Origin of the sequence: Parvularcula maris (assembly GCF_024505085.1) — a bacterium.
Taxonomy (GTDB): Bacteria; Pseudomonadota; Alphaproteobacteria; order Caulobacterales; family Parvularculaceae; genus Parvularcula; species Parvularcula maris.
In genome coordinates this window covers 36,607-56,893 of sequence record NZ_JANIBC010000002.1, presented here as the reverse complement: position 1 = coordinate 56,893, position 20,287 = coordinate 36,607, and the positions used below count along the sequence as shown (strand labels likewise).

Below are 20,287 nucleotides of genomic sequence, written 5' to 3'. Positions count from 1 at the left end.
CCGCAACACTAACAAGAGATAAACAGCTATTTTCTCGCTCAACTGCGCGAGTTTCGATCTACAGCAGGATATAGATGGCTCATTTCGTTCAAGCCGCTGGGGCATCCCGGCGCTCGTTCAGGCGAGCTTCCTGGCGGGAGAGCACGCGAACGAAGGATGATTTCGCCGTCTCCCAGTCTTCCAGAAGCTTATCGGCTAGCGCGCTGCCGGTCTCCGCATAGTGACGCAGAAGAAGCTCCCGGCAGGGGGCTTCGTCCTCGCCCAGGCTCACTGCAACAACGTGCTCCGTGTTCAGAAGATGAGGGAGCTGTCTGTCCTCGTCGAAGACATAGGCCCTGCCGCCGGTCATGCCCGCTGCGAAGTTGTCGCCAACGCTGCCGAGGATCAGCACTTCGCCGCCCGTCATGTACTCGCAACCGTTGGAGCCGAGCCCCTCGACCACAGCCGTCGCGCCGGAGTTGCGTACGGCGAAGCGCTCGCCTGCTCGCCCAGCCACGAACAGACTGCCCGATGTGGCGCCGTAGAGGCAGGTATTGCCGACCAGGACGGAGGCATCGTCCGTATGCTCACCCTTGAACCCTTTGACCACGATCTCCGCGCCGCAGAGGCCCTTGCCGACATAGTCGTTGGCGTCCCCCCGAACCTCGATCCTGAGGCCTTCGACACCGAAAGCGCCCAGGGACTGCCCGGCGGAGCCAGAGAGGCGCAGGGTCAGGTGACCCTGCGGCAGTGACCCGAAGGACGACACGATCTGGCTGCTCGTTCGTGTACCGACGGCGCGGTGAGTGTTGGCAACGGTATAGTCGAGCTGCATCTTCTCACGGCGCTCCCACACGGGACCGGCGTCTTTGAGGATGGTCTCGTCGAGGGTCGGCTCGACCTCGCGCCTGCCATGCCGCTCCGAGCGCGGCGGGGATAGCCCGGCCTCGGCCCTCACGAGCAGCGGGTTGAGGTCGAGATCGTCGAGCAGGTCGTGCCCCCGCCCGGTCTGGACGAGGAGGTCCGACCGTCCGACCGCCTCCTCCAGGCTTGCGAGGCCCAAAGAGGCGAGGATCCGGCGCACGTCCTCGGCGATGAAGGTCATCAGGTTGACCACGTGGTCGGCCGTCCCGGTGAAGTGCTTGCGCAGTTCCTCGTCCTGGGTGCAGACGCCGACTGGGCACGTGTTGGAGTGGCACTGACGCACCATGAGGCAGCCCATCGCCACCAGCGAGAGCGTGCCTATGCCGTACTCCTCCGCACCCAGCATGGCGGCGATGACCACGTCGCGGCCTGTCCTGATGCCGCCATCGGTCCGTAGGGTCACGGCGGACCTCAGGCCGTTCACCGTCAGCACCTGGTTCGCCTCGGCGAGACCCAGCTCCCAGGGGGAGCCAGCGTGCTTGATGGATGTCTGCGGGCTCGCGCCGGTGCCGCCGACATGCCCGGAGATGAGGATGGCGTCGGCCTTCGCCTTGGCGACACCGGCGGCAATGGTCCCGACGCCTGCGGAGCTGACCAGCTTGACGCAGATGCGGGCCTTGGGCGCGATCTGCTTGAGATCGTAGATGAGCTGCGCGAGGTCTTCGATGGAGTAGATGTCGTGGTGCGGCGGCGGAGAGATCAGCGTCACCCCCTCGGTCGCGTGCCGCAGCCTCGCAATATAGGCGTTGACCTTGAAGCCGGGGAGCTGTCCGCCCTCGCCGGGTTTTGCGCCCTGCGCCACCTTGATCTCGATCTCGCGGCACTGGCCCAGATAGGCCGCCGTCACCCCGAACCGGCCGGAGGCGACCTGCTTGATGGCGGAGTTCATGTTGTCGCCGTTGGGCAGGGGCTTGTAGCGGGAGGGGTCCTCGCCGCCCTCGCCGGACACTGACTTCGCGCCGATCCGGTTCATCGCAACGTTCAGTGCACCATGCGCTTCGGGGCTCAACGCTCCGAGCGACATGCCAGGGGTGACGAAGCGCTGGCGGATGGCGTTGACACTCTCCACCTCGTCAAGGGGAAGGGGCGAGGCTGGCCGAAAACCTAGGAGGCTGCGCAGCTCGATGGAGCTGTGCTCCTGAAGGCCGTCGCGGAAGCGTTCGTAGGCGGACCAGTCGTTCTGTCTCACCGCCGTCTGCAGGTCGGCGATGATCCGCGCTTCGTAGGTGTGGTCCTCTCCGCCGCTGCGTACCCGGTAGAAGCCGCCGATGGGCAGGCGGGGGGCCTTGTCCTCTTCGGGCCAGGCCAGGCTGTGAAGCTGCGCCGCCCTCTCCTCCATGCCCCGGAAACCGAGCCCCGACAGCCGCGAGGAGGCCGCCGGGAAGAACTCCGAAACGATCGTACGGGAAAGGCCCAGTATCTCGAAGTGGCAGCCCCCTCTGTAGGCTGAGATGACGGACGCGCCCATCTTGGAGATGATCTTGAGAAGCCCGTTCTCCAGCGCCGTCTTATAGGCCAGACACGCCTCACCGAGGCTCTTGCCTGGGTAGCGCCCCGCCGCATGGTTCGCCGCCAGCGTGTCGAAGGCGAGATAGGGGTTCACGCAGGTCGCGCCCACCCCGACCAGAACGGCCATGTAGTGGCTGTCCATGCACTCCGCCGACCGCACAGTGAACGAGCAGCGCGAGCGCAGGCCCGCCTCGAGGAGGCTTCGATGCACACCGGCGGCAGCCAGGATCATCGGTACGGGAATGGAGCCCGGCCCCTGCCTCTCATCGCTGAGAACGAGATGACCGGCGCCGTTCTGCACGGCTTTGCAGGCCTCCCGCCTGATACGCTCCAGCGCCTCCTTGAGGTTCTCGCCGCCTGCCTCCCTCGAAAGAGTGCAGTCGATGAGGTGCGCGCCGATACGGCTGGTCAGCCTCTCCATCATGCCGTTGGTCAGCACAGGGCTGTCGAGCACGAAAACGTCCGTCTGCGTTTTGTCTTCGGCGAGGATGTTGCCGAGGTTCTTGAACCTCGTCTTGAGCGACATGACCCGCCCCTCCCGCAGAGGGTCGATCGGCGGGTTGGTGACTTGGCTGAAGCGCTGACGGAAGAAATGCGAGAGGGGCCGGTAGCGCGAGGACAGCACGGCGAGGGGGGTGTCGTCGCCCATGGAGCCGACCGCCTCCTTAGCCTCCTGCACCATGGGGTCGAGAATGAGTTCGAGGTCCTCTCGGCTGAACCCGGCGGCGATCTGCCTACGGCGCAGCTCTATGCCCTCGTAGAGAGAGGGTTCGGGACCGGGGCCGATCTCGCGGTCGAGCTCGGTCACCCCTTTCAGCCACTCCGTATAGGGATGGGCAGTGGCTAGGTCCTTTCTCGCCTCGTCGTGGTCCAGGAAGCGCTGCTCTTTCAGGTCGACGGCGATCAACCCGCCCGCCGGAACGGCGCCGCGCCTGGTGATGGTCTTGCCGTCCAGCGGGCACATGCCGCTTTCCGAGCCCACCGTCAGCAAACCGTCCGAGGTCAGCGCATAGCGTAGCGGCCTCAGTCCGTTGCGGTCGAGCCCGGCCACGGCGAAGCGGCCATCGAAGGCGCAGACGGCGGCGGGACCGTCCCAGGGCTCCATCACCGCGTTGCAGTAGGCGTAGAGGGCCTTGACCTCCTCGGGCATGGAGGAGCCCCGCTTCGACCACGCTTCGGGAATGAGGAGCGCCTTCGCCATGGGCGCGCTTCGGCCTGCACGGACGAGCAGCTCGAAGGCCGCGTCGAGGGCAGCCGAATCCGACGCACCCGGCTGAATGACCGGCCTGATCGCATCGCCATGCTCACCGAACGCGGAGGAGACCATCTCGATCTCATGGGCCTGCATCCAGGCGGTGTTGCCGGGAAGGGTGTTGATCTCTCCGTTATGGGCCAGCATGCGGAAGGGCTGAGCGAGCCGCCATTCGGGGAAGGTGTTGGTCGAGTAGCGCTGGTGGAAGATCGCCACGGCGCTTTCGAAACGCTCGTCCTTCAGGTCGAGATAGAACCGGTCGATATCCCCCGCCAGGAACATGCCCTTGTAGATCACGTCCCGTCCGGAGAGCGAGCAGATATAGAAGCTCTGCATACGCTCCTGCAACGCAAAGCGTTCGATCCGCCGTCTGATGATGTAGAGAACTTGCTCGAGTTCGGTGTTGGAGCGCCCCCGCGGGTCCCAGAACAGCACCTGCTCGATCTGGGGCCTGGCCTCGTTGGCCTGCCTGCCGATCACCGTCGAGTCCACCGGCACCTGGCGCCAGCCATAGAGCCTGAAGCCGAAGGAGAGCACCTCCTTCTCCACGATCGTCCGGGCCTTGTCCTGGGCGGCGAAGTCCGTCCGGGGAAGGAAGACCTGACCGACAAGGATGGGCGCGGCGTTCTCTCCGTGACCGCTGCGCATGATATGCTGGCGGAAGAAGTCCTGGGCGATGTCGAGGCGCAGGCCCGCTCCGTCGCCGGTCTTGCCGTCGGCCGCCACGGCGCCGCGGTGCCAGACGGCCTTGAGGGCGGCAATGGCTCTCGTCACCACCTCACGGCGCGGCCTGCCGTCGGTGGCGGCGATCATCCCGACGCCGCAGGCATCGTGCTCGTCGCGGGGGTCGTAGAGGCCGAAGGGGGCAGGGGGCCTCACGACGCCACCGCCTCATAGGCACGCGGATCGTAGCGCGTTTCCTGCTGTCCGACGGTTTCGGGACGGACGGTGCGAGCCTTCTCCTGCAGGTAGTCGTGGATGCCCTTGGCGGCTTTCTGGCCGTCATGGACCGCCCAGACCACGAGGCTCGCGCCCCTGACGATGTCGCCCGCGGCAAAGATGCCGGGGAGGGGGGTGGCGAAGCTGCGCGGATCGACCTTCAGCGTACCGTGGCGGGTGAGGTGAAGATCAGGCTTACCGAACGCTCCAGGCAGATCCTCAGGCGTGAAACCGAGCGCCTTAATGACGAGGTCGGCTTCGAAGTCGTCCTCGGCGCCGGTAACCTCTTCGGGTGCACGGCGACCGCTGATATCAGGAGGTCCGAGGCGCATGCGGGCCACCCGCAGCCCCTCCGCCCGGCCAGCATCGCCGAGCACCAGTTTGGGCGAGGCGAGCCACTCGAAGACCACGCCCTCCTCTTCGGCGTTGCGCACCTCTGTCGCGCTGCCGGGCATGTTGTCCCGGTCGCGCCGGTAGACGCAAGTGACGGACGTCGCCCCCTGCCTCGTCGCCGTCCGCACGCAGTCCATCGCCGTATCGCCGCCGCCGACGACCACCACGCGCTTGCCCAGCGCGTTCAGGGCTCCGCTGTCGAATTCCGCTACCGCATCGCCAAAACCCTTGCGGTTCGAGGCGGTCAGATAGTCGAGCGCCCTGACGACGCCGCTGCTGCCTACACCGGGGGCTGAAAGCTCCCTGGCCTTGTAGACCCCGGTGGCGATGAGGACGGCGTCGTGTGCCTCTTCGATTTCGCTGAAGGGCAGGTTCTCGCCCACCGCTACGTTCCGCCGGAAGGTCACGCCGCCCTCGGCCAGGCGCCTGACGCGCCTTTCGACCACGTCCTTCTCCAGCTTGAACCCCGGAATACCGTAGGTCAGAAGCCCGCCCGCCCGGTCGTAGCGGTCGTAGATCGTCACCTGATATCCCATGGCGCGTAGGCGGTCCGCCGCCGCCAGACCCGCTGGCCCTGCGCCGATGATGCCGACGCTTTCCTCTCTCTCGGCGCGCGGCGCGATGGGCTCGACCCAGCCCTCGTTCCAGGCCTTGTCGGTGAGGTACTGCTCCACGGCGCCGATGGTCAGCGTCCCGTGCCCCGACTGCTCGACGACGCAGGAGCCCTCGCAGAGCCGGTCCTGGGGACAGATACGGCCGCAGATCTCGGGCATGGCGGAGGTCGATGCGGAGAGCTCGTAGGCCTCCTGGTGCTCGCCCTCCGCCGCCAGCCGAAGCCAGTCCGGGATGTGGTTGCCGAGGGGGCAGCCAGAGGAGCAGAAGGGCACGCCGCACTGGGCACAGCGGGAGGCTTGCGCTGCGGCCTGCCTCTCCTCGAACCCGCGATAGATCTCGTGGAAATCGTCGCGGCGGTCCTCCGCCGATCGCTTTTCAGGCCGTCTCTGGTCCGTATCGACGAAGCGCTGCATCCAACCTCACACCGTGCAGTTACATACTCGGCCCGCTACTAGGTATTTTTGGCATGACAGTCTACAAACAACCACATGAGCGCGATGTTCTGGCGCCCCATGACGCGAGCGCAAGGGCACGCCCGTGCAACTTCGGGACAGGATAGGTGAGCGCGAAGGCAGCAGACTATGTGAGGAACGCCCGTAGCACCGTGCTGAAGGTCGGGTCCTCGCTCATTGCGGGGGAGGAGGGCTTCTCCTTCCCCGGTCTCGCCGGTGATCTCTTGGCGCTTCAGGGAAGGGCGGTCCTCGTTTCCTCGGGCGCGATCGCCCTCGCGAAGCAGGCTTTGAACCGGAACCCGCGGAACCTGGCAGAGAAGCAGGCCTTCGCGGCCATCGGCCAGCCCCTCCTCATGGAGAGGTGGCGCGGGGCCTTCGCCGAGCATGGCCGCCGGGTCGCCCAGGTGCTGCTCTCCCCAGACGTTACCGACGACCGCGCGCGGTACCTCAACGCGCGAAGCTCGCTCGAGGCGCTCCTCAGCGCCGGGGTCGTGCCGATCATCAACGAGAACGACGCCGTCTCGACCGAGGAGATCACCTTTGGCGACAATGATGGGTTGGCCGCCAGGGTAGCGGGCCTGATCGGCGCCGATCTTCTGGTCCTCCTCTCCGATGTCGACGGCCTCTACACCGCCCATCCGGACCGTCCGGAAGCGAAACCCGTCGAGCTGATCGAGCGCGGAGAGGTGGAAGCCTATCTCGCCGGGACAGGCGGCGCAGGCACGCAAGGCACGGGCGGCATGCGCAGCAAGCTCCTCGCGGCAGGCACGGCGGCCCGCTGGGGCGTCCCCACCATCATCACCTCCGGCAAGCATCCTCAGCCGCTATCGGCCCTCGACCACAGCGCGCGCTCGACCCTCGTCGAGGCAGCCAGCAGCCCAAGCGCCCGCAAGAGATGGCTCGGCGGCACCAAACACCGCGGGGCCGTCATCGAGATCGACCAAGGCGCCGCAGCCGCCCTGGAAAACGGCGCCAGCCTGCTCTTGGCAGGCATCGCAGCACCGCTACCCATGTTCCGGGAGGGCGAGCTGCTAGAGGTCCGCTGCGCCGGAGCCCCCATCGGCTTCGGCCTCGCTGCCCGGGGCAGCGGCGAGCTGAAAGCATCGGGCGGACCCATCGTCATCCACCGAGACAACCTCGTTTTCGAAGGGGCGTAGCCCACCGCTTCCTACCGACAGAACCGACCAATGTGCGCTTCTGCACGAAGCAAACATTGGCTAGCCCCGTGAGAAGGAGGGCTGTTTCGCTCAGGCCTAGGCGAAAACTGCGAGGCTGCGGCTTGTCTCGGCCATATGTGCGCTAAATTGTGACTTCGTCTGAGGGCGGAGGCCGGTGAAAATTGTCGCATCCACCTTTGGGTTGCTGGTTCGTACACCGGAACCAGCTAGACTTTTCAAGGGTGTTGCCGCACGCCGACATCGGCAGAACAGAAAACAGGTACAGGCAGTTATGGCAGACGGTACTGATATCGCAACCGGGCTCACCGTCGACAACTGCGACAAGGAGCCGATCCATATCCCAGGGCATATTCAGCCGTTCGGAGCGCTTCTGGCGTGCCCGCTGACGCTGAACGCCATCGACTATGTCAGTGCGAACCTGGCGGACATTATCGGCATCGAGGCGCAGTCGGTGCTCGGCAAACCCCTCGGCGAGGTTCTGCCGAAAGAAGCGCTCCACGATCTTCGCAACATCCTCTCTTACTCGACGTCCAAGACCCAGCGTGAGCGGGTTGGCCGGTACGAGCTCGACGGCAGTGCGTTCGAGGTCTACGCCCACCGCAGCGGCGAAGACCGCGGCATCATCGAGATCGAGAAGCCCGTGGACCTGGTGGAGAGCGGCGAGCGCTCGCCTGCGGAGCAGGCCCGCCTTTTCCTCGCGCGTGCCGGTGCCGAGCCCTCCATCGAGCGCATGCTCAAAGTGGGCGCCTTCGGCCTTCGCGAGCTGACCGGGTACGACCGGGTCAAGGCCTACCGCTACGCGCTCGACGGCTCCGGCGAGGTGCTGTCTGAGGCGCGCGGCCCCGATATCGACAGCTTCCTCGGCCTTCGCTACCCCGCCTGGGACGTTCCCGCCCAGGCTAGAGCGCTTCAGGTCAAGAACCCCCTTCGCCTGCTGTCGGATGTCGGCCAGGACCCGGTCCCCGTGCTCAGGCGCGACGACAACCTGCCGCCCCTCGACATGTCGCTGTCCCACCTGCGCGGCGTCTCGCCCATCCATGTCGAGTACCTCAAGAACATGGGCGTCGGTGCCACGCTGACCATCGGCATCGTCGTGGACGGCAGGCTGTGGGGCATGTTCGCCTGCCACCACATGTCGCCACGTGTCATCAGCTCCGACACCAGGATCGCCGCCGAGCTCTTCGGGCAGATGATCTCCCTCCTGATCAAGGAGAAGACCGAGAACGAGCACGCGGCCAAGCGCGTTCGGGCGGCGGCTGCGAAGCAGAGGATCCTCGCCGAGACCGACGCGGCGAAGGATATGATCCATGCCTTTCCCGACATCGCCACGATCTGCCGTGAGCTGATCACCTGCGACGGTGTGGCGGTGGTCAGGGAGGACAAGCTGCAGACCAGCGGCTCGGTCCCGCCTGAGAAGGTGATCCGTCATATCGCCGAGCGGATGAAGGAGGAGGAAGACCTCATCGATGTCACCGAGGCAATGGTCGGTGACTTCTGGATCGACGCTGACGATGCCTGCGACTCCGCGGGTTGCATGCTGCTGAGGGCGACCGCCGCCTACCCGCTCCAGTTCATGTTCTTCCGCGACGAGGTGACGAAGAAGGTCACTTGGGCAGGCGATCCCAAGAAGGAGATGGGGCACGGCCCCTTCGGACCGAGGATCACCCCGCGCGGCTCCTTCAACGCGTTCATGGAGGAGCAGAAGGGCCAGTCCGAAGCCTGGACCGAGTTCGACCATACCAGCGCCAAGGAGATCCAGACCCTCCTCACCCAGCTCACCGCGCGCGGCGAGCGGCAGAACCTCGTCCGCCACAAGGACCTCCTCAACCATCAGCGCCAGCAGGAGCTGATGATCGCCGAGCTGAACCACCGGGTGAAGAACATTCTCGCCCTGATCAGATCGCTTTCTAGGCAGGCCAAGGCGTCCTCCGCATCGCTGGAGAGCTACGCCCTGGCGCTGGAGCAGCGTATCGCGGCGCTGGCGGCGGCGCACGATCTCGCCGTGTCGGAGTCGATGCAGGGCGTGTCGCTGCGCGGCATTCTCGATACGGAGCTCGTTCCCTACATGAACGACGACGAGGTCCAGGTCATTCTCTCGGGACCGGTGGTCGGGCTCCGCGCGGATGTGGCGCCCATGATCGCCCTCGTCTTCCACGAGGTCATCACCAACGCCGCGAAGTACGGCGCGCTGTCGACCACGGACGGCATCGTCAAGGTCAAGTGGTCGGTCTCCGACGAGGGCCTGTCCTTCTCCTGGCGCGAGATCGGGGGTCCGGAAGTCTCCCCCCCTTCCCGTCACGGTTTCGGCCGTTCGCTGATCGAGAAGGCCATCCCCTACGAGTTCGACGGGACCGTGGACCTCGACTACGACCCCGCCGGGCTACGCTTCTCCTTCACCCTGCCCGCGGAGAACCTCGTCGACCTCAAGGAGGAGAAGAGCGTCAAGCTCGCCGGCTCCGTCGGTGAGATCATCCGTGTGGCTTCCAAGAAGCGCGTGCTGCTGGTCGAGGACAACCTCGTCCTGGCCATGGATATGGTGGAGAGCCTCTCCCGCCTGGGGGCGGAGACCATCGAGACGGCCAGCACCGTCGATGCCGCCATGAGGGAGCTGGACCGCGGAGACTACGACTTCGCGATCCTGGACATGAACCTTCGCGGCAAGGTCTCCTTCGAGATCGCCCAGAAGCTGAGGGGGCAGAACATCCCCTTCCTCTTCGTGACCGGATACGGCTCGAATATGTCCCTGCCCCCCGAGCTCGCCGCCGCCACGGTCCTCACCAAACCGGTGGACGACGGCTCCCTGTCCCAGGGCATCGGCAAGATCCTCAGGGCGCAGGAAGAGGTTTAGGGTCGGGAGCACTAAGCTCTACCCTACCCGCTCGCGCCAGCGGCGCACCTCTTCGCGGCTGTCGGGGAAGGTGCCCGTACGGCGTTTGGCTTCGATGCTGGCCTTGGGCGTGAGGCGCTGCAGCCGCTCTTTGGTGAGCAGCGGCGAGATCTGAAGGGCCTTCTCCTCCGGCGCGTCGCTGAGGAGGCAGCCCTCTTTCTCGCAGAGGCCGACGAGCCGCCCGACAATGTCGTGGGCGTCCCGGAACGCCACCCCGTCCGCCGCCAGGCTGTCTGCGAGATCGGTGGCGGTGGCGAAGCCTTTATTGGCGTCCTCATCCATGCGGTCAGGGTTGATCCCCATCTCCGCGACCATGCCTGCGCAGACGAGGAGCGTCTTCTCCAGCTCTTCCAGCGCGTCCATGGTGACGGGCTTCGTCTCCTGCATGTCCTTGGCGTAGGCGAGGGTCAGACCCTTGGTCTGAAGCGTCAGTGCGGTGAACGCGCCAGCCAGGCGCCCGACCTTAGCACGAATGAGTTCGGCAGCGTCCGGGTTGCGCTTCTGCGGCATGATGGAGGAGCCGGTGGAGAAACTCTCCGACGGCTTCCAGTAGCTGAAGGGCGAGGAGGCGAAGACGATCACCTCCTCGGCGTAGCGTGAGAGGGTCACCCCGCAGATTGACGCCGCTGCCGCCGCCTCCAGGCAGAAATCGCGGGCGGAGACCGCATCGAGGCTGTTGGTCATAGGCCGCTCGAAGCCGAGAGCCTTCGCGGTGGCCTCCCGGTCGATGGGGTGAGGCGTTCCGGCCAGCGCTGCCGCCCCTAGGGGGCTGACATTGAGGTGGTCCCTCGCAGCGAGAAGCCTCGCCCGGTCCCGCTCCAGCATCTCCACATAGGCGAGGCAGTGGTGAGCGTAGGTGACGGGCTGGGCGATCTGCAGGTGCGTGAAGCCCGGCATCAGGGCGTCGTGCCCCTGCTCGGCCTGGATGAGGAAGGCACGCTGGACCTCGCGCACCCCTTCGGCGCAGCGTTCGAGGGCCGCGCGGACCCAGAGCCTGAGGTCCGTCGCCACCTGATCGTTGCGGGAGCGCCCGGTATGCAGCTTGCCCCCGGCTTCCGGCACGATCTCGCGCAGACGCGCCTCGATGTTCATGTGCACGTCTTCGAGGGCCTCGGACCACTCGAAGGTGCCCGCCTCGATCTCGGAAGCCACCTGATCGAGGCCCTTCGCCAGCGCATCCGCCTCCTCGCTGGTGATAATGCCTTGCGCACCGAGCATCTTCGCATGGGCCTTCGAGCCCTCGATATCCTGGCGCCAGAGCTTGATGTCGGCGTCGAGGGAGTGGCCGAAGGCCTCAAACAGGGCGGCGGGGCCGCCTTCGAAACGTCCGCCCCAGAGGGGGTTCTTGGTTCTCTCGGTCATGGGGAGATGCTGTGGCGCAGAAAGCGCGGTCTTCCTAGGCCCGGCACTGCCTAGTTTTTCTCTTCATAGCAGGAGGCGCAGCAAAGAAGACTAGCTTTGCTGGCCGCCCCTGCAGAAAACATCGCGGAAACTTGCCCTTTCCAAGGCGCCGGGTCACTGCAAAGGACCTTGCCCTGCCGAAGACGACGACAAGGAGCGACCCCCGTGCGGCATTTCCTGACCACCGAAGACTGGTCCAAAGCGGAGCTTCAGGCTCTCCTCGACGATGCGCGAGAGCTCAAAGCCAACCCCCGCCAGGACCGTCTCCGAGGAAAGCGCATCGCCCTCGTCTTCATGAACCCCTCCTTGCGCACCAGAACGAGCTTCCAGGTCGGCATCACCGATCTCGGCGGAAGCTCCGTCGTGCTCGATGCCGGCGGCACCTGGCCGCTCGAAACCGAGGACGGCGCGGTGATGGACGGCACCGCCGAGGAGCATGTCGCCGAGGCGGCGCGCGTTCTCTCCACCTATGTGGACATGATCGCCATCAGGGCCTTCCCGAAGTTCGAGGACTGGAGCGTAGAGCGGCATGACCCGGTCCTCTCTGCCTTCGTGCGCTACGCGACGGTGCCGATTGTCAACATGGAGACGATCGTCCACCCCTGTCAGGAGCTCGCCATGCTGATGGCGCTGCAGGAGCGTCACGGGTCCCTCCAAGGCCAGAAGATGTGCCTCACCTGGACCTACCACCCCAAGCCGCTCAACACGGCCGTGATGAACTCGGCGCTCTTGGCTGCGACGAAGATGGGGATGGAGGTAACCCTCCTCATGCCGTCGGACGAATACATGCTGGACGAGAAGTTCATCGAGGCGGGCTCGCGCTTTGCCGGTGAGAACGGGCGGGGTCTGACGCTGACCCATGATGTGGAGGAGGCTTATCGGGGCGCAGATGCGGTCTACGCGAAAAGCTGGGGGCGGCTCGATCAGATCGGTCTGCCCATGGAAGAGCGCCTGACCCCCGACGCCCTCCGCCGCTTCATCGTGGACGAGGAGAAGATGGCGCTGACCAACAACGCCACCTTCAGCCACTGCCTCCCCATGCGCCGCAACGTGAAGGCCACCGACGCGGTGGTGGACGGCTCGAACTCCCTCATCATCGAAGAGGCCGAGAACCGGCTTCACGTACAGAAGGCGGTGCTGAGTGCACTGAACGATCAATGAAACACGCAGTTCTCGCCTTCTCCGGCGGCCTCGACACCTCCTACTGCGTCCTGCGCCTGCGTGAGGACGGCTACAAGGTCACCACGCTCTACGTCCATTCCGGCGCCGCCGATCCCGAGGCGGAAGCTAAGATTGCTGCGCGTGCGGAGGAAATCGGCGCCGACCAGCATATCACCGAGAACGCTTCGGAAGAGCTCTGGACCGACATCGTCCTCCCCTTCCTCTGGGGCGGGGCACGCCGTCAGGGTCGCTACCCCGTTCTTTGTGCGGACAGGTCGATCATCGCCGCGCGCTCGGTTGCGCTGGCCGACAGGCTGGGCGCCGATGTCATCGGCCATGGCTGCACCGGCATGGGTAACGACCAAGTCCGCTTCGATACCGAGATCAGAGCGCGGACGGACCGCCCAATCCTGACCCCGATCAGGGATATCCAGGACAAGGAGAACGTCCGCGCCTATGAGGAGGAGTTTCTGCGCGAGCGTGGCTTCTCCGTGCCCGAACGGGCCAGCGCCTTCTCGGTCAATGAGAACCTTCTCGGCGCCACCCTTTCCGGCGGTCCGATCGACAAGTGGCAGGAGCCGCCGGTGGAGGCACGGGTCTTCACCAAAAGCCTTGCCAAGGTGACGGGTTCGGAGCGGGTGACCATCCGGTTCGAGAATGGCTGCCCGGTCAGTGCCAAGACAGGTGACGGCGAGGCTTCCGGCGCGGACATGCTGCGCCTCCTGAACGAGCGGCTCGGCGCCTATGGCATCGGCTACGGTATCTATACGGGCGATACGCTGGTCGGTCTCAAGGGCCGGATCGTCTTCGAGGCGCCCGGCCTCACCGGCCTCGAAGAGGCGCATACGGCGCTTTGTGAGGCGGTCAGCTCCCGTGCTCAGAACGCTTTTCGCCGCGTGGTGGGGGAGAAGTGGTGCGATCTCATCTATGACGGGCTTACCGCCGACGCCTTGCGCCGAGACCTCGAAGCCTACCTCCAGTCGAGCCAGGCTCGGACCACCGGCGAGGTGGACCTGAAGCTCGAGCCGGGGCGGGTGACCGCCGTCGAAGTGCGCACTGAGAACATCCCCGAGCGCGCCGGTTCGGTCTACGCCCAGAAGGCCGCCTGGTCCGGCGCCGTCGCCGAAGGCTTCGCCGAGCTCTTCGGTCAGTCCACGGTGCTTCACGCCAAGGCAGGGAGGGCCAGCAGTGACGGCGCCTCTTGAGGACATCCTCGGCTATCTCGACCCGCTGATCGCCTGCCGGACGGAGAACCCGCCGCGCGAGATCAACGTGGACGGAAGGCTCGTGGAGACGGTGAGGCTGGCGCTTCCCGGCTTCGACATCACCGTCGAGGATCTGGGTGAGGGGTGCCTGATCATCGAAGCTTCCCGCGGTACGAGCCCCGTGCTCTTCAACGTGCATATGGACACGGTGCCGATCGCGCCAGGCTGGGAGAGCGACCCGCACCAGCTAGTGCGTACGGATGACCGCGCCTTTGGTCTCGGCACTTCTGATACCAAAGGCGCCGCCGCTGTGCTGTTCGTACTCGCCGCGCATACGGATCACCCGATGCGGCTTCTTCTCACCACTGATGAGGAAGCGGGTCAGAGCCGCTGCATCAGGTCGTTTCTTCAGAACACTCCGAACGCCGACCTCGCCGTGATCGCCGAGCCGACGGACGCGCTGGCGCGGCTCGAACACCGAGGCATTTTTTCGGCCAGAGCCGTCTTCTCGGGCGAGAGCGGCCACGCGTCGGAAACCGGTCGCCGTAGCGCCGTCCACGATGCAGCCAGGCTGATCGCCGGCGCGCTCGACCTGCCGGGGGCACTGGACAACCGCCTCAATTTCGGCCGCATCGAAGGCGGGGTCAAACCCAACATGATCGCCGCCGAAGCGGAGCTTCTCTTCGGCTTCAGAAACCGTCCGGGCAGCGACTACCGACAGCTTCTGTCTTCGATAGCTAAGCTAGGCGACGCGGAGATCACCCCCCGCTTCACCGGCCCCGCCCTACCCTCCGATGCGGACGGACGATCCTACCGGGCGCAGGAGGCAGCGAAAGGCTATGCGAGCAGGTTAGGCCTTCCGGTAGGTGAACCCGTGGACTTCTGGACCGAGGCCTCCCTCTTCTCCGAAGCGGGCGTTCCCTCGCTCGTGCTGGGCGCTGGTTCGATAGCCCAGGCCCATGCACCCGGCGAGTTCGTCACCTACGATCAACTAGCGAAGCTCTACCATCTTTATGCGGAGGTCCTCGATGGCTTCGCGTGAGACGAGCTTCAGGGACCGGGTCAGCCTCCTCCTCGGCGGCCTGGAGGAGGGCCGCGAGGTGCGCGCTTATCTGCGCCGCTTTGAGGAGAAGAACAGCGGCTGCTTCGCCGTGGTCAAGGTCGGCGGCGCCGTGCTCGAGCAGGGTCTCGACGACCTCGCCGACGCCCTCGCTCTCCTGCAGTTCCTTGGTCTTCCCCCAGTCGTCGTCTACGGATCGGGACCGCAGCTCGACCGAAGCCTCGCTGCAGCGGGCATCAGGGAGGAGCGCTGCGACGGCATGCGGATCACGCCCGAAGAGGCGGTGCCGCTCGTGGCGGAGGCGGCGAGCCATGCCGGTCTGAAACTAGCCGAAGCTCTCCGCGAGCGCGGCGCCCATGCCGTGACGCCGCAGAGCGCGCTTCGTGCTAGGCTGCTCGACCGCGACCGCTACGGCCTGGTGGGTGAGCCGGTATCCGCGGATAAGCTCGGGATCGAGCAGCTCCTGCGCGCCGGTGTCATCCCGCTGATCGGCTGTGTGCATGCTGACGAACGTGGGCAGCTTCTCAACGTCAACGCCGACAATGTCGCGCGCTGTATGGTGCTGTCCCTCCGCCCCCGGAAGGTCGTCTTCGTGACTGGGACCGGCGGCCTGCTTGACGGCGAGGGTAGCCTGATCGACAGCATCAACCTCGCCGAGGAGGGCGATGAACTCTTTGCTCAGCCCTGGTTAAGCGGCGGAATGCGGCACAAGGTGCAGGAGATCGCCAGCCTTCTGAGCGAGCTCGAACCGTCCGCCTCCGTCTCCGTCACGGGGCCTGCGGCGATGGTGCGCGAGCTCTTCACGCACTCCGGTGCGGGAACCTTGATCCGGCAGGGCGAGCGGATCGAGCGGCGTGGCCCTGAGGCAGCAAAGGAGCTCGAACCGTTGTTGGAGGAGGCTTTCGGCCGGAAGCTCAAGCGTTCCTACTGGACGGATTTTGCACCCGACTACGTGCTGGCCTCCGAACGCGGCAGGGCCGGGGCGGTGATCGGTTCGATCGCGGGCGTGCCGCTTCTCGACAAGTTCGCCGTGTCTGAAAGCGCACGCGGTGAGGGTCTGGCGAAATCTCTTTGGCAGAGGCTCCATGACGCTGCGCCCGAGCTGGTCTGGCGCTCGCGGCGCGAAAACCCGTTCAACGGCTTCTACAGCGCCCAGGCCGACGGCTTCGTCCGCCGAGGCCCCTGGTCCGTCTACTGGACAGGTAGCGGGCTCGAGGCCCGGATCGAGGCCCTGGCCGACGAGCTCGGCTCACGCCCCCCTGATTTCGAGGGAGACGTGGGATGATCCGTGTCGGACTGATCGGCGCTCGCGGCTATGTGGGGCGCGAGCTGATCGGCGAGCTGGACTGCGACCCCGCGTTCGAGCTGGCCTACGCTTCCTCCCGTGCCCTGGCGGGGCGGAGGCTGCGGGATACTGACGGACTTTCCAGCCTCAGCCGCTTCGGGGACCTCGAAGTGCGCGACCTTTCCCCGGCAGAGGCTGCAAGAGAGGACGTCGATGTCGTGGTGCTCGGTCTGCCCAACGGGTTGGCGGCGCCCTATGTCGAAGCTCTCGGCAAGGCGCCCTTGATCGTCGATCTGAGCGCGGACTATCGTCACCGCGAAGGCTGGGTCTACGGCTCGCCGGAGCTGAACGGCAAAGCCGTTCGAGGTGCATCGAGGATCGCGAACCCCGGCTGCTACGCCACCGCAGCCAATCTGGCCATCGCCGGTCTCCTGCCGGCGGCGGGTGGGCCGATCAGCGTCTTCGGGATCTCCGGCTACTCCGGCGCAGGCACCACCCCCTCACCGAAGAACGATCCGGAGGTGCTCAGGGACAACATCCTGCCCTACGGTTTCGGCGGCCATGGCCACGAGCGAGAGATCGCGGCGGCTACCGGACGGGACATTATCTTCGCCCCCCATGTCGCGAGCTTCTTCAGAGGGCTGATCGTCACGGTGACCGCGCCGCTGACCGAGCCCATGTCCAATCAGCAGCTTCTCAGCCTGGCGGAAGAGCGTTTCCGCCCCTACCCCAACGTTCGGGTGCAGGCTGAGCTTCCCCAGCTCAAGGATGCTGCCGGGACCGATCTCTGCATCATCGGCGGATTGGCCGTCAGTCCTGATGGCCGCTCGGTGACGGTCTCTTCCGTGCTCGACAACCTGCGCAAGGGCGCGGCGACCCAGGCTTTAAAGAACATCCGCCTGGCGCTGGGGCGCAGCTAGGCCGCTGCCGGTAAGAGGTCAGGGTGCAACCTCGCATTGTTCCTTACCGAACACTCCCCTAACCCCAGTTGCCTCAGTACCTGGGACTGGAGAAAGAATGCCCCGTGAACAACGCCTCGCCAGCGCCGTCCTCCGCCCTGCCCTGCTCCTCGCGCTGACCTTGATGCTGTCGGGCTGCGTGCGTCTGACGTTGGCCTGGGCTCCCCAGACGCCCAAGGGGCAGGAGGCGACACCGGCCATCGTCGCCTCCGATCGTTCCGAATGGGAGGCTCGGAAGCCCGCCATCGAAGCGGCGTTGCAGGAGGAGATCTACGGGACCCTGCCGGTCGCCACCGAGGCGAAGATCGCAGGTCACCGCGTGTTCGAGGACCAGAAGCTCGGCGAAGGCCTGGTATTCGAAGAGTTCGATGTCGCCGCTAGGCCAAGCTTTCCCGGCGGCTCCGGCGAGCAGGCTAGTTTCACCATCGCCCTCGTCCGCCCCGCTTCGGCGAAAGGCTCCCTGCCCGTCATCATGGTCGAGAGCTTCTGCCCCCGGTGGTCTGCCGTGCCGCACCCGGAGGCCGCACGCCCAACGGGAGCCGAGCAGGGCGAGGTCCCCGGCATGATCCGCTTCGCCTTCGGCCGGTATATCTGTCAGCCTCCTCTCGAAATGATCGCCGAGGCAGGCTTCGCCCTGGCGCTCGTCTCCGCGACGGAGGTCGTGCCGGACCAGAGCGAGGCCGGGATCGCCGCCCTTCAGCGTCTCATGCCGGAAGGTGAAGACGCGAGATGGGGCGCGGTGGGCGCCTGGGCCTGGGTGTTCTCGGTGATGGCCGATATTCTAGGCGAGCAAGATAGCATCGACGCCGACCGGCTCATCGCCTACGGCCACTCGCGCTACGGCAAGGCTGCGCTGGTGGCGGGTGCCTTCGATGACAGCATTGCGGGGGTCATCGCGCACCAGTCGGGGACAGGCGGCGCGTCCCTCAACCGCCGCAAGTCCGGCGAGAGCATCGAGCAGATCACCCGCAGCTACCCCCACTGGTTCACCCCTGCCTATGCCGAGTTCGCTGGCGAGGAGGACAGGCTGCAGACCGATCAGCACCAGCTTCTCGCGCTGATCGCGCCGCGTCCGGTGCTGCTGGGCAACGCGAGACGGGATGTCTGGTCCGACCCCAACGGTGCGTTCAAGGCCGCCATTGGCGCTGCCCCGGTCTACGAGCTCTACGGAGAGGCCGTCAGGCCGCTCGAACGCCTAGGCACGTTCCGGCCGGAGGAGCCCGTCGCCTACTGGATGCGGCCCGGCACCCACGGGGTGGTCGAGGAGGACTGGCCCGCCTTTCTCGCCTTCGCCTCAGCCCATTTCGGCGACTGAGGCTTCTCTTCCCTTGGCCAGGCGAGCCTTGACCACGCGAACCAGGATCAGGAGCAGCAGCGCGCTGATGGCGCCGAGGGAGACGATGAAGACCGCCTTGTCCCCCGCCACCTCGCCGAGAAGCTTGAGCACCGCGTAGAGCAGCAGAATCAGGAAGGCCGCGCTGGCCACGATGAACCCAGCGAAGCGCAGGAACCCGGCTTTGAAATAGCCAGCGGCGATGTAGAGCGGGATGCGGGCACCCGGCAGGAACCTGGCTGCGAAGATGGCGGAGCCCAAGCGCTCCTGCACGACCTCGCCGGCGGATCGGACATGCTTGCTCTCGGCCATCCGGCGCGCCACCGACCAGCGCTGACCCAGTGTTCCGAGCCCGTACTTCCACATGTCGCTGAGGCACAGCCCCGCCAGCGCCAATCCCAAGATCAGCGGTACCGACCCCATCATCGACGAGGCGGCCAGCGACGTGGAGCTGAGAACCGCCGCATCTTCCTGCAGGAACGGTCCGAAGAAGATGCCCAGATACACCGCCCACATATGCTCGTGCATCATGGTCTCGGCAGCGTGCATGACCTCCGGCATCTCGGGCATGGGCAAGGCGAAGCTCCTTCTGGACAGAATGTCGCGGCGGTGACACGCTAGTCGGGTTAGGCCAGGGTTCCAATCGCCAAAACACCTGCAGACGGTCTTGAACGACCGTAACCTACCGGGCGGCAGGCCCGAATGAAGGAACGTAGCAGACGGTGGTAGCTAACGTGCAAGAGCAGCCAGTTCATCCTTTGAGGGCGGTGTTTCAGGACCTTCGGATCACTCGCAAGGGTCTCAAAGTCGAGCATACGGGTCACTACGTGCCGCTGGAGTGGGCGACGGTGGTCGATGTCGTTCGTTGGCTGACCTATGACGGCGCGCTGCGCCTGGTGCCGACCCTTGCCGACCGCCCGATCAAGATCGCCTTCACCCCCCACACTGCCCGCCGCTGGTACTTCGCCAGGGCGATCGTCGAGCATCTCGGTGCGGAGGTGGTCGAGGACCCCGCCGATGCCGAGCTCGTCTGGGCCTTCGATGACGCCACCTTCAGCGACGAAGTCATGGCTACGAACGACCAGGTGGTGATCAACGGAACCTGTACGGACATTTCCAAGACGCGGATCAACGAGATCATGCAGTCGGTCTTCGGCTACGCTCTCGCTGCCGATCCCGAGACCTATGACGGACCGATGGTCGAAAAGTCAGAGATCAACGGTGCCCATGATGGGCGCATCGTGCAAGGTCCTGCCCCCCGCCGCGAGGGCTTCGTCTATCAGCGCCTAGTGGATAATCAGTATGACGACAACCGTGTTGAGGACCTTCGTACCACGATCGTCGGCGGCAAGCCCGTGCTCGTCTTTCGCAAGCGCCGCCCCATGGATGGCCGCTTCGCCAACACCAACACCGAAGTCGTCCTGACCTCCCTGGACGAGGTTTTCACCATGGAGGAGCGCAACATGATCGGGGCCTTCGCCCAGGAGCTGGGTCTCGATGCAGGCGGGCTCGACGTGCTGCGCGACCGGCACACCGGCAAGCTCTTCATCGTTGACGCCAACAAGACCGATATGGGGCCGCCCATGGCGCTGCCCCTCAATGACAAGCTGAAAGCCACGCATATGATGGCCGAGGCGCTCGCCGAAGAGATCCAGGTTTCCTACAGCACATCGCGGGCGGCGGCCCGGACTTTCCAAATGGCCGATCTTCAGCCATTCTCGTGGAAACATCAGATTTTTGGACAGCCCGCGTAAC

The 20,287-nt window shown here is 65.7% G+C and carries 13 protein-coding genes; 9 read left to right on the top strand and 4 right to left on the bottom strand.

What is annotated here, in order from left to right:
• Positions 1–88: 88 nt before the first annotated feature.
• Entirely contained in the window at positions 89–4,543 is a 4,455-nt protein-coding gene (gene gltB, locus NOG11_RS03670; RefSeq protein ID WP_256618295.1) for a glutamate synthase large subunit, read from the bottom strand.
• A complete protein-coding gene (locus NOG11_RS03665) occupies positions 4,540–6,024 on the bottom strand; it encodes an NAD(P)-dependent oxidoreductase (protein ID WP_256618294.1) in 1,485 nt (494 codons plus the stop codon). Before NOG11_RS03665 ends, gltB begins: the two co-directional genes overlap by 4 nt.
• Before the next feature lie 146 nt (positions 6,025–6,170).
• Between NOG11_RS03665 and proB the strand changes: the two genes are divergently transcribed.
• Together proB and NOG11_RS03655 are read left to right on the top strand one after the other, a co-directional pair.
• Complete coding sequence (gene proB, locus NOG11_RS03660) at positions 6,171–7,220, top strand: glutamate 5-kinase (RefSeq protein ID WP_256618293.1); 1,050 nt, start codon at positions 6,171–6,173, stop codon at positions 7,218–7,220.
• A 292-nt stretch (positions 7,221–7,512) separates the two neighbouring features.
• On the top strand, positions 7,513–10,089 hold the full coding sequence (locus tag NOG11_RS03655) for an HWE histidine kinase domain-containing protein (RefSeq protein WP_256618292.1): 2,577 nt from the start codon (positions 7,513–7,515) through the stop codon (positions 10,087–10,089).
• Between the two features lie 18 nt (positions 10,090–10,107).
• Here NOG11_RS03655 and argH read toward each other — a convergent pair whose 3' ends face one another.
• Positions 10,108–11,490, bottom strand: coding sequence for an argininosuccinate lyase (gene argH, locus NOG11_RS03650; protein WP_256618291.1), 1,383 nt, complete (start codon positions 11,488–11,490; stop codon positions 10,108–10,110).
• 204 nt (positions 11,491–11,694) lie between these two features.
• Between argH and NOG11_RS03645 the strand changes: the two genes are divergently transcribed.
• The 6 genes from NOG11_RS03645 (at position 11,695) to NOG11_RS03620 (ending at position 18,514) form a co-directional block, all read left to right on the top strand.
• The gene (locus NOG11_RS03645) at positions 11,695–12,690 is read left to right on the top strand and encodes an N-acetylornithine carbamoyltransferase (RefSeq protein ID WP_256618289.1); all 996 of its coding nucleotides are present in this window, start codon (positions 11,695–11,697) and stop codon (positions 12,688–12,690) included.
• A complete protein-coding gene (locus NOG11_RS03640; RefSeq protein WP_256618288.1) occupies positions 12,687–13,895 on the top strand; it encodes an argininosuccinate synthase domain-containing protein in 1,209 nt (402 codons plus the stop codon). Before NOG11_RS03645 ends, NOG11_RS03640 begins: the two co-directional genes overlap by 4 nt.
• A complete protein-coding gene (locus NOG11_RS03635) occupies positions 13,879–14,937 on the top strand; it encodes an acetylornithine deacetylase (protein ID WP_256618286.1) in 1,059 nt (352 codons plus the stop codon). The genes NOG11_RS03640 and NOG11_RS03635 overlap by 17 nt, the downstream gene beginning before the upstream one ends.
• The gene (locus NOG11_RS03630) at positions 14,924–16,240 is read left to right on the top strand and encodes an acetylglutamate kinase (RefSeq protein ID WP_256618285.1); all 1,317 of its coding nucleotides are present in this window, start codon (positions 14,924–14,926) and stop codon (positions 16,238–16,240) included. Before NOG11_RS03635 ends, NOG11_RS03630 begins: the two co-directional genes overlap by 14 nt.
• Entirely contained in the window at positions 16,237–17,160 is a 924-nt protein-coding gene (locus tag NOG11_RS03625; RefSeq protein ID WP_256618284.1) for a hypothetical protein, read from the top strand. The genes NOG11_RS03630 and NOG11_RS03625 overlap by 4 nt, the downstream gene beginning before the upstream one ends.
• A gap of 97 nt (positions 17,161–17,257) precedes the next feature.
• Positions 17,258–18,514, top strand: coding sequence for a glucuronyl esterase domain-containing protein (locus NOG11_RS03620; RefSeq protein WP_256618283.1), 1,257 nt, complete (start codon positions 17,258–17,260; stop codon positions 18,512–18,514).
• Here NOG11_RS03620 and NOG11_RS03615 read toward each other — a convergent pair.
• Complete coding sequence (locus tag NOG11_RS03615; protein ID WP_256618282.1) at positions 18,494–19,102, bottom strand: VTT domain-containing protein; 609 nt, start codon at positions 19,100–19,102, stop codon at positions 18,494–18,496. The two genes, NOG11_RS03620 and NOG11_RS03615, sit on opposite strands and share 21 nt — an antisense overlap.
• A gap of 152 nt (positions 19,103–19,254) precedes the next feature.
• Between NOG11_RS03615 and NOG11_RS03610 the strand changes: the two genes are divergently transcribed.
• Positions 19,255–20,286, top strand: a complete 1,032-nt coding sequence (locus NOG11_RS03610; RefSeq protein WP_256618281.1) for an ATP-grasp domain-containing protein — start codon at positions 19,255–19,257, stop codon at positions 20,284–20,286.
• The last annotated feature ends 1 nt before the right edge of the window (position 20,287 follow it).

Bases quoted from the DNA above. Each gene is read 5' to 3' on its own strand.
- NOG11_RS03625 (WP_256618284.1), top strand. From the start codon at position 16,237: ATGATCCGTGTCGGACTGATCGGCGCTCGCGGCTATGTGGGGCGCGAG.
- NOG11_RS03620 (WP_256618283.1), top strand. From the start codon at position 17,258: ATGCCCCGTGAACAACGCCTCGCCAGCGCCGTCCTCCGCCCTGCCCTG.
- NOG11_RS03665 (WP_256618294.1), bottom strand. From the start codon at position 6,024: ATGCAGCGCTTCGTCGATACGGACCAGAGACGGCCTGAAAAGCGATCG.
- NOG11_RS03630 (WP_256618285.1), top strand. From the start codon at position 14,924: ATGGCTTCGCGTGAGACGAGCTTCAGGGACCGGGTCAGCCTCCTCCTC.
- NOG11_RS03640 (WP_256618288.1), top strand. From the start codon at position 12,687: ATGAAACACGCAGTTCTCGCCTTCTCCGGCGGCCTCGACACCTCCTAC.
- NOG11_RS03615 (WP_256618282.1), bottom strand. From the start codon at position 19,102: ATGCCCGAGATGCCGGAGGTCATGCACGCTGCCGAGACCATGATGCAC.
- NOG11_RS03655 (WP_256618292.1), top strand. From the start codon at position 7,513: ATGGCAGACGGTACTGATATCGCAACCGGGCTCACCGTCGACAACTGC.
- argH (WP_256618291.1), bottom strand. From the start codon at position 11,490: ATGACCGAGAGAACCAAGAACCCCCTCTGGGGCGGACGTTTCGAAGGC.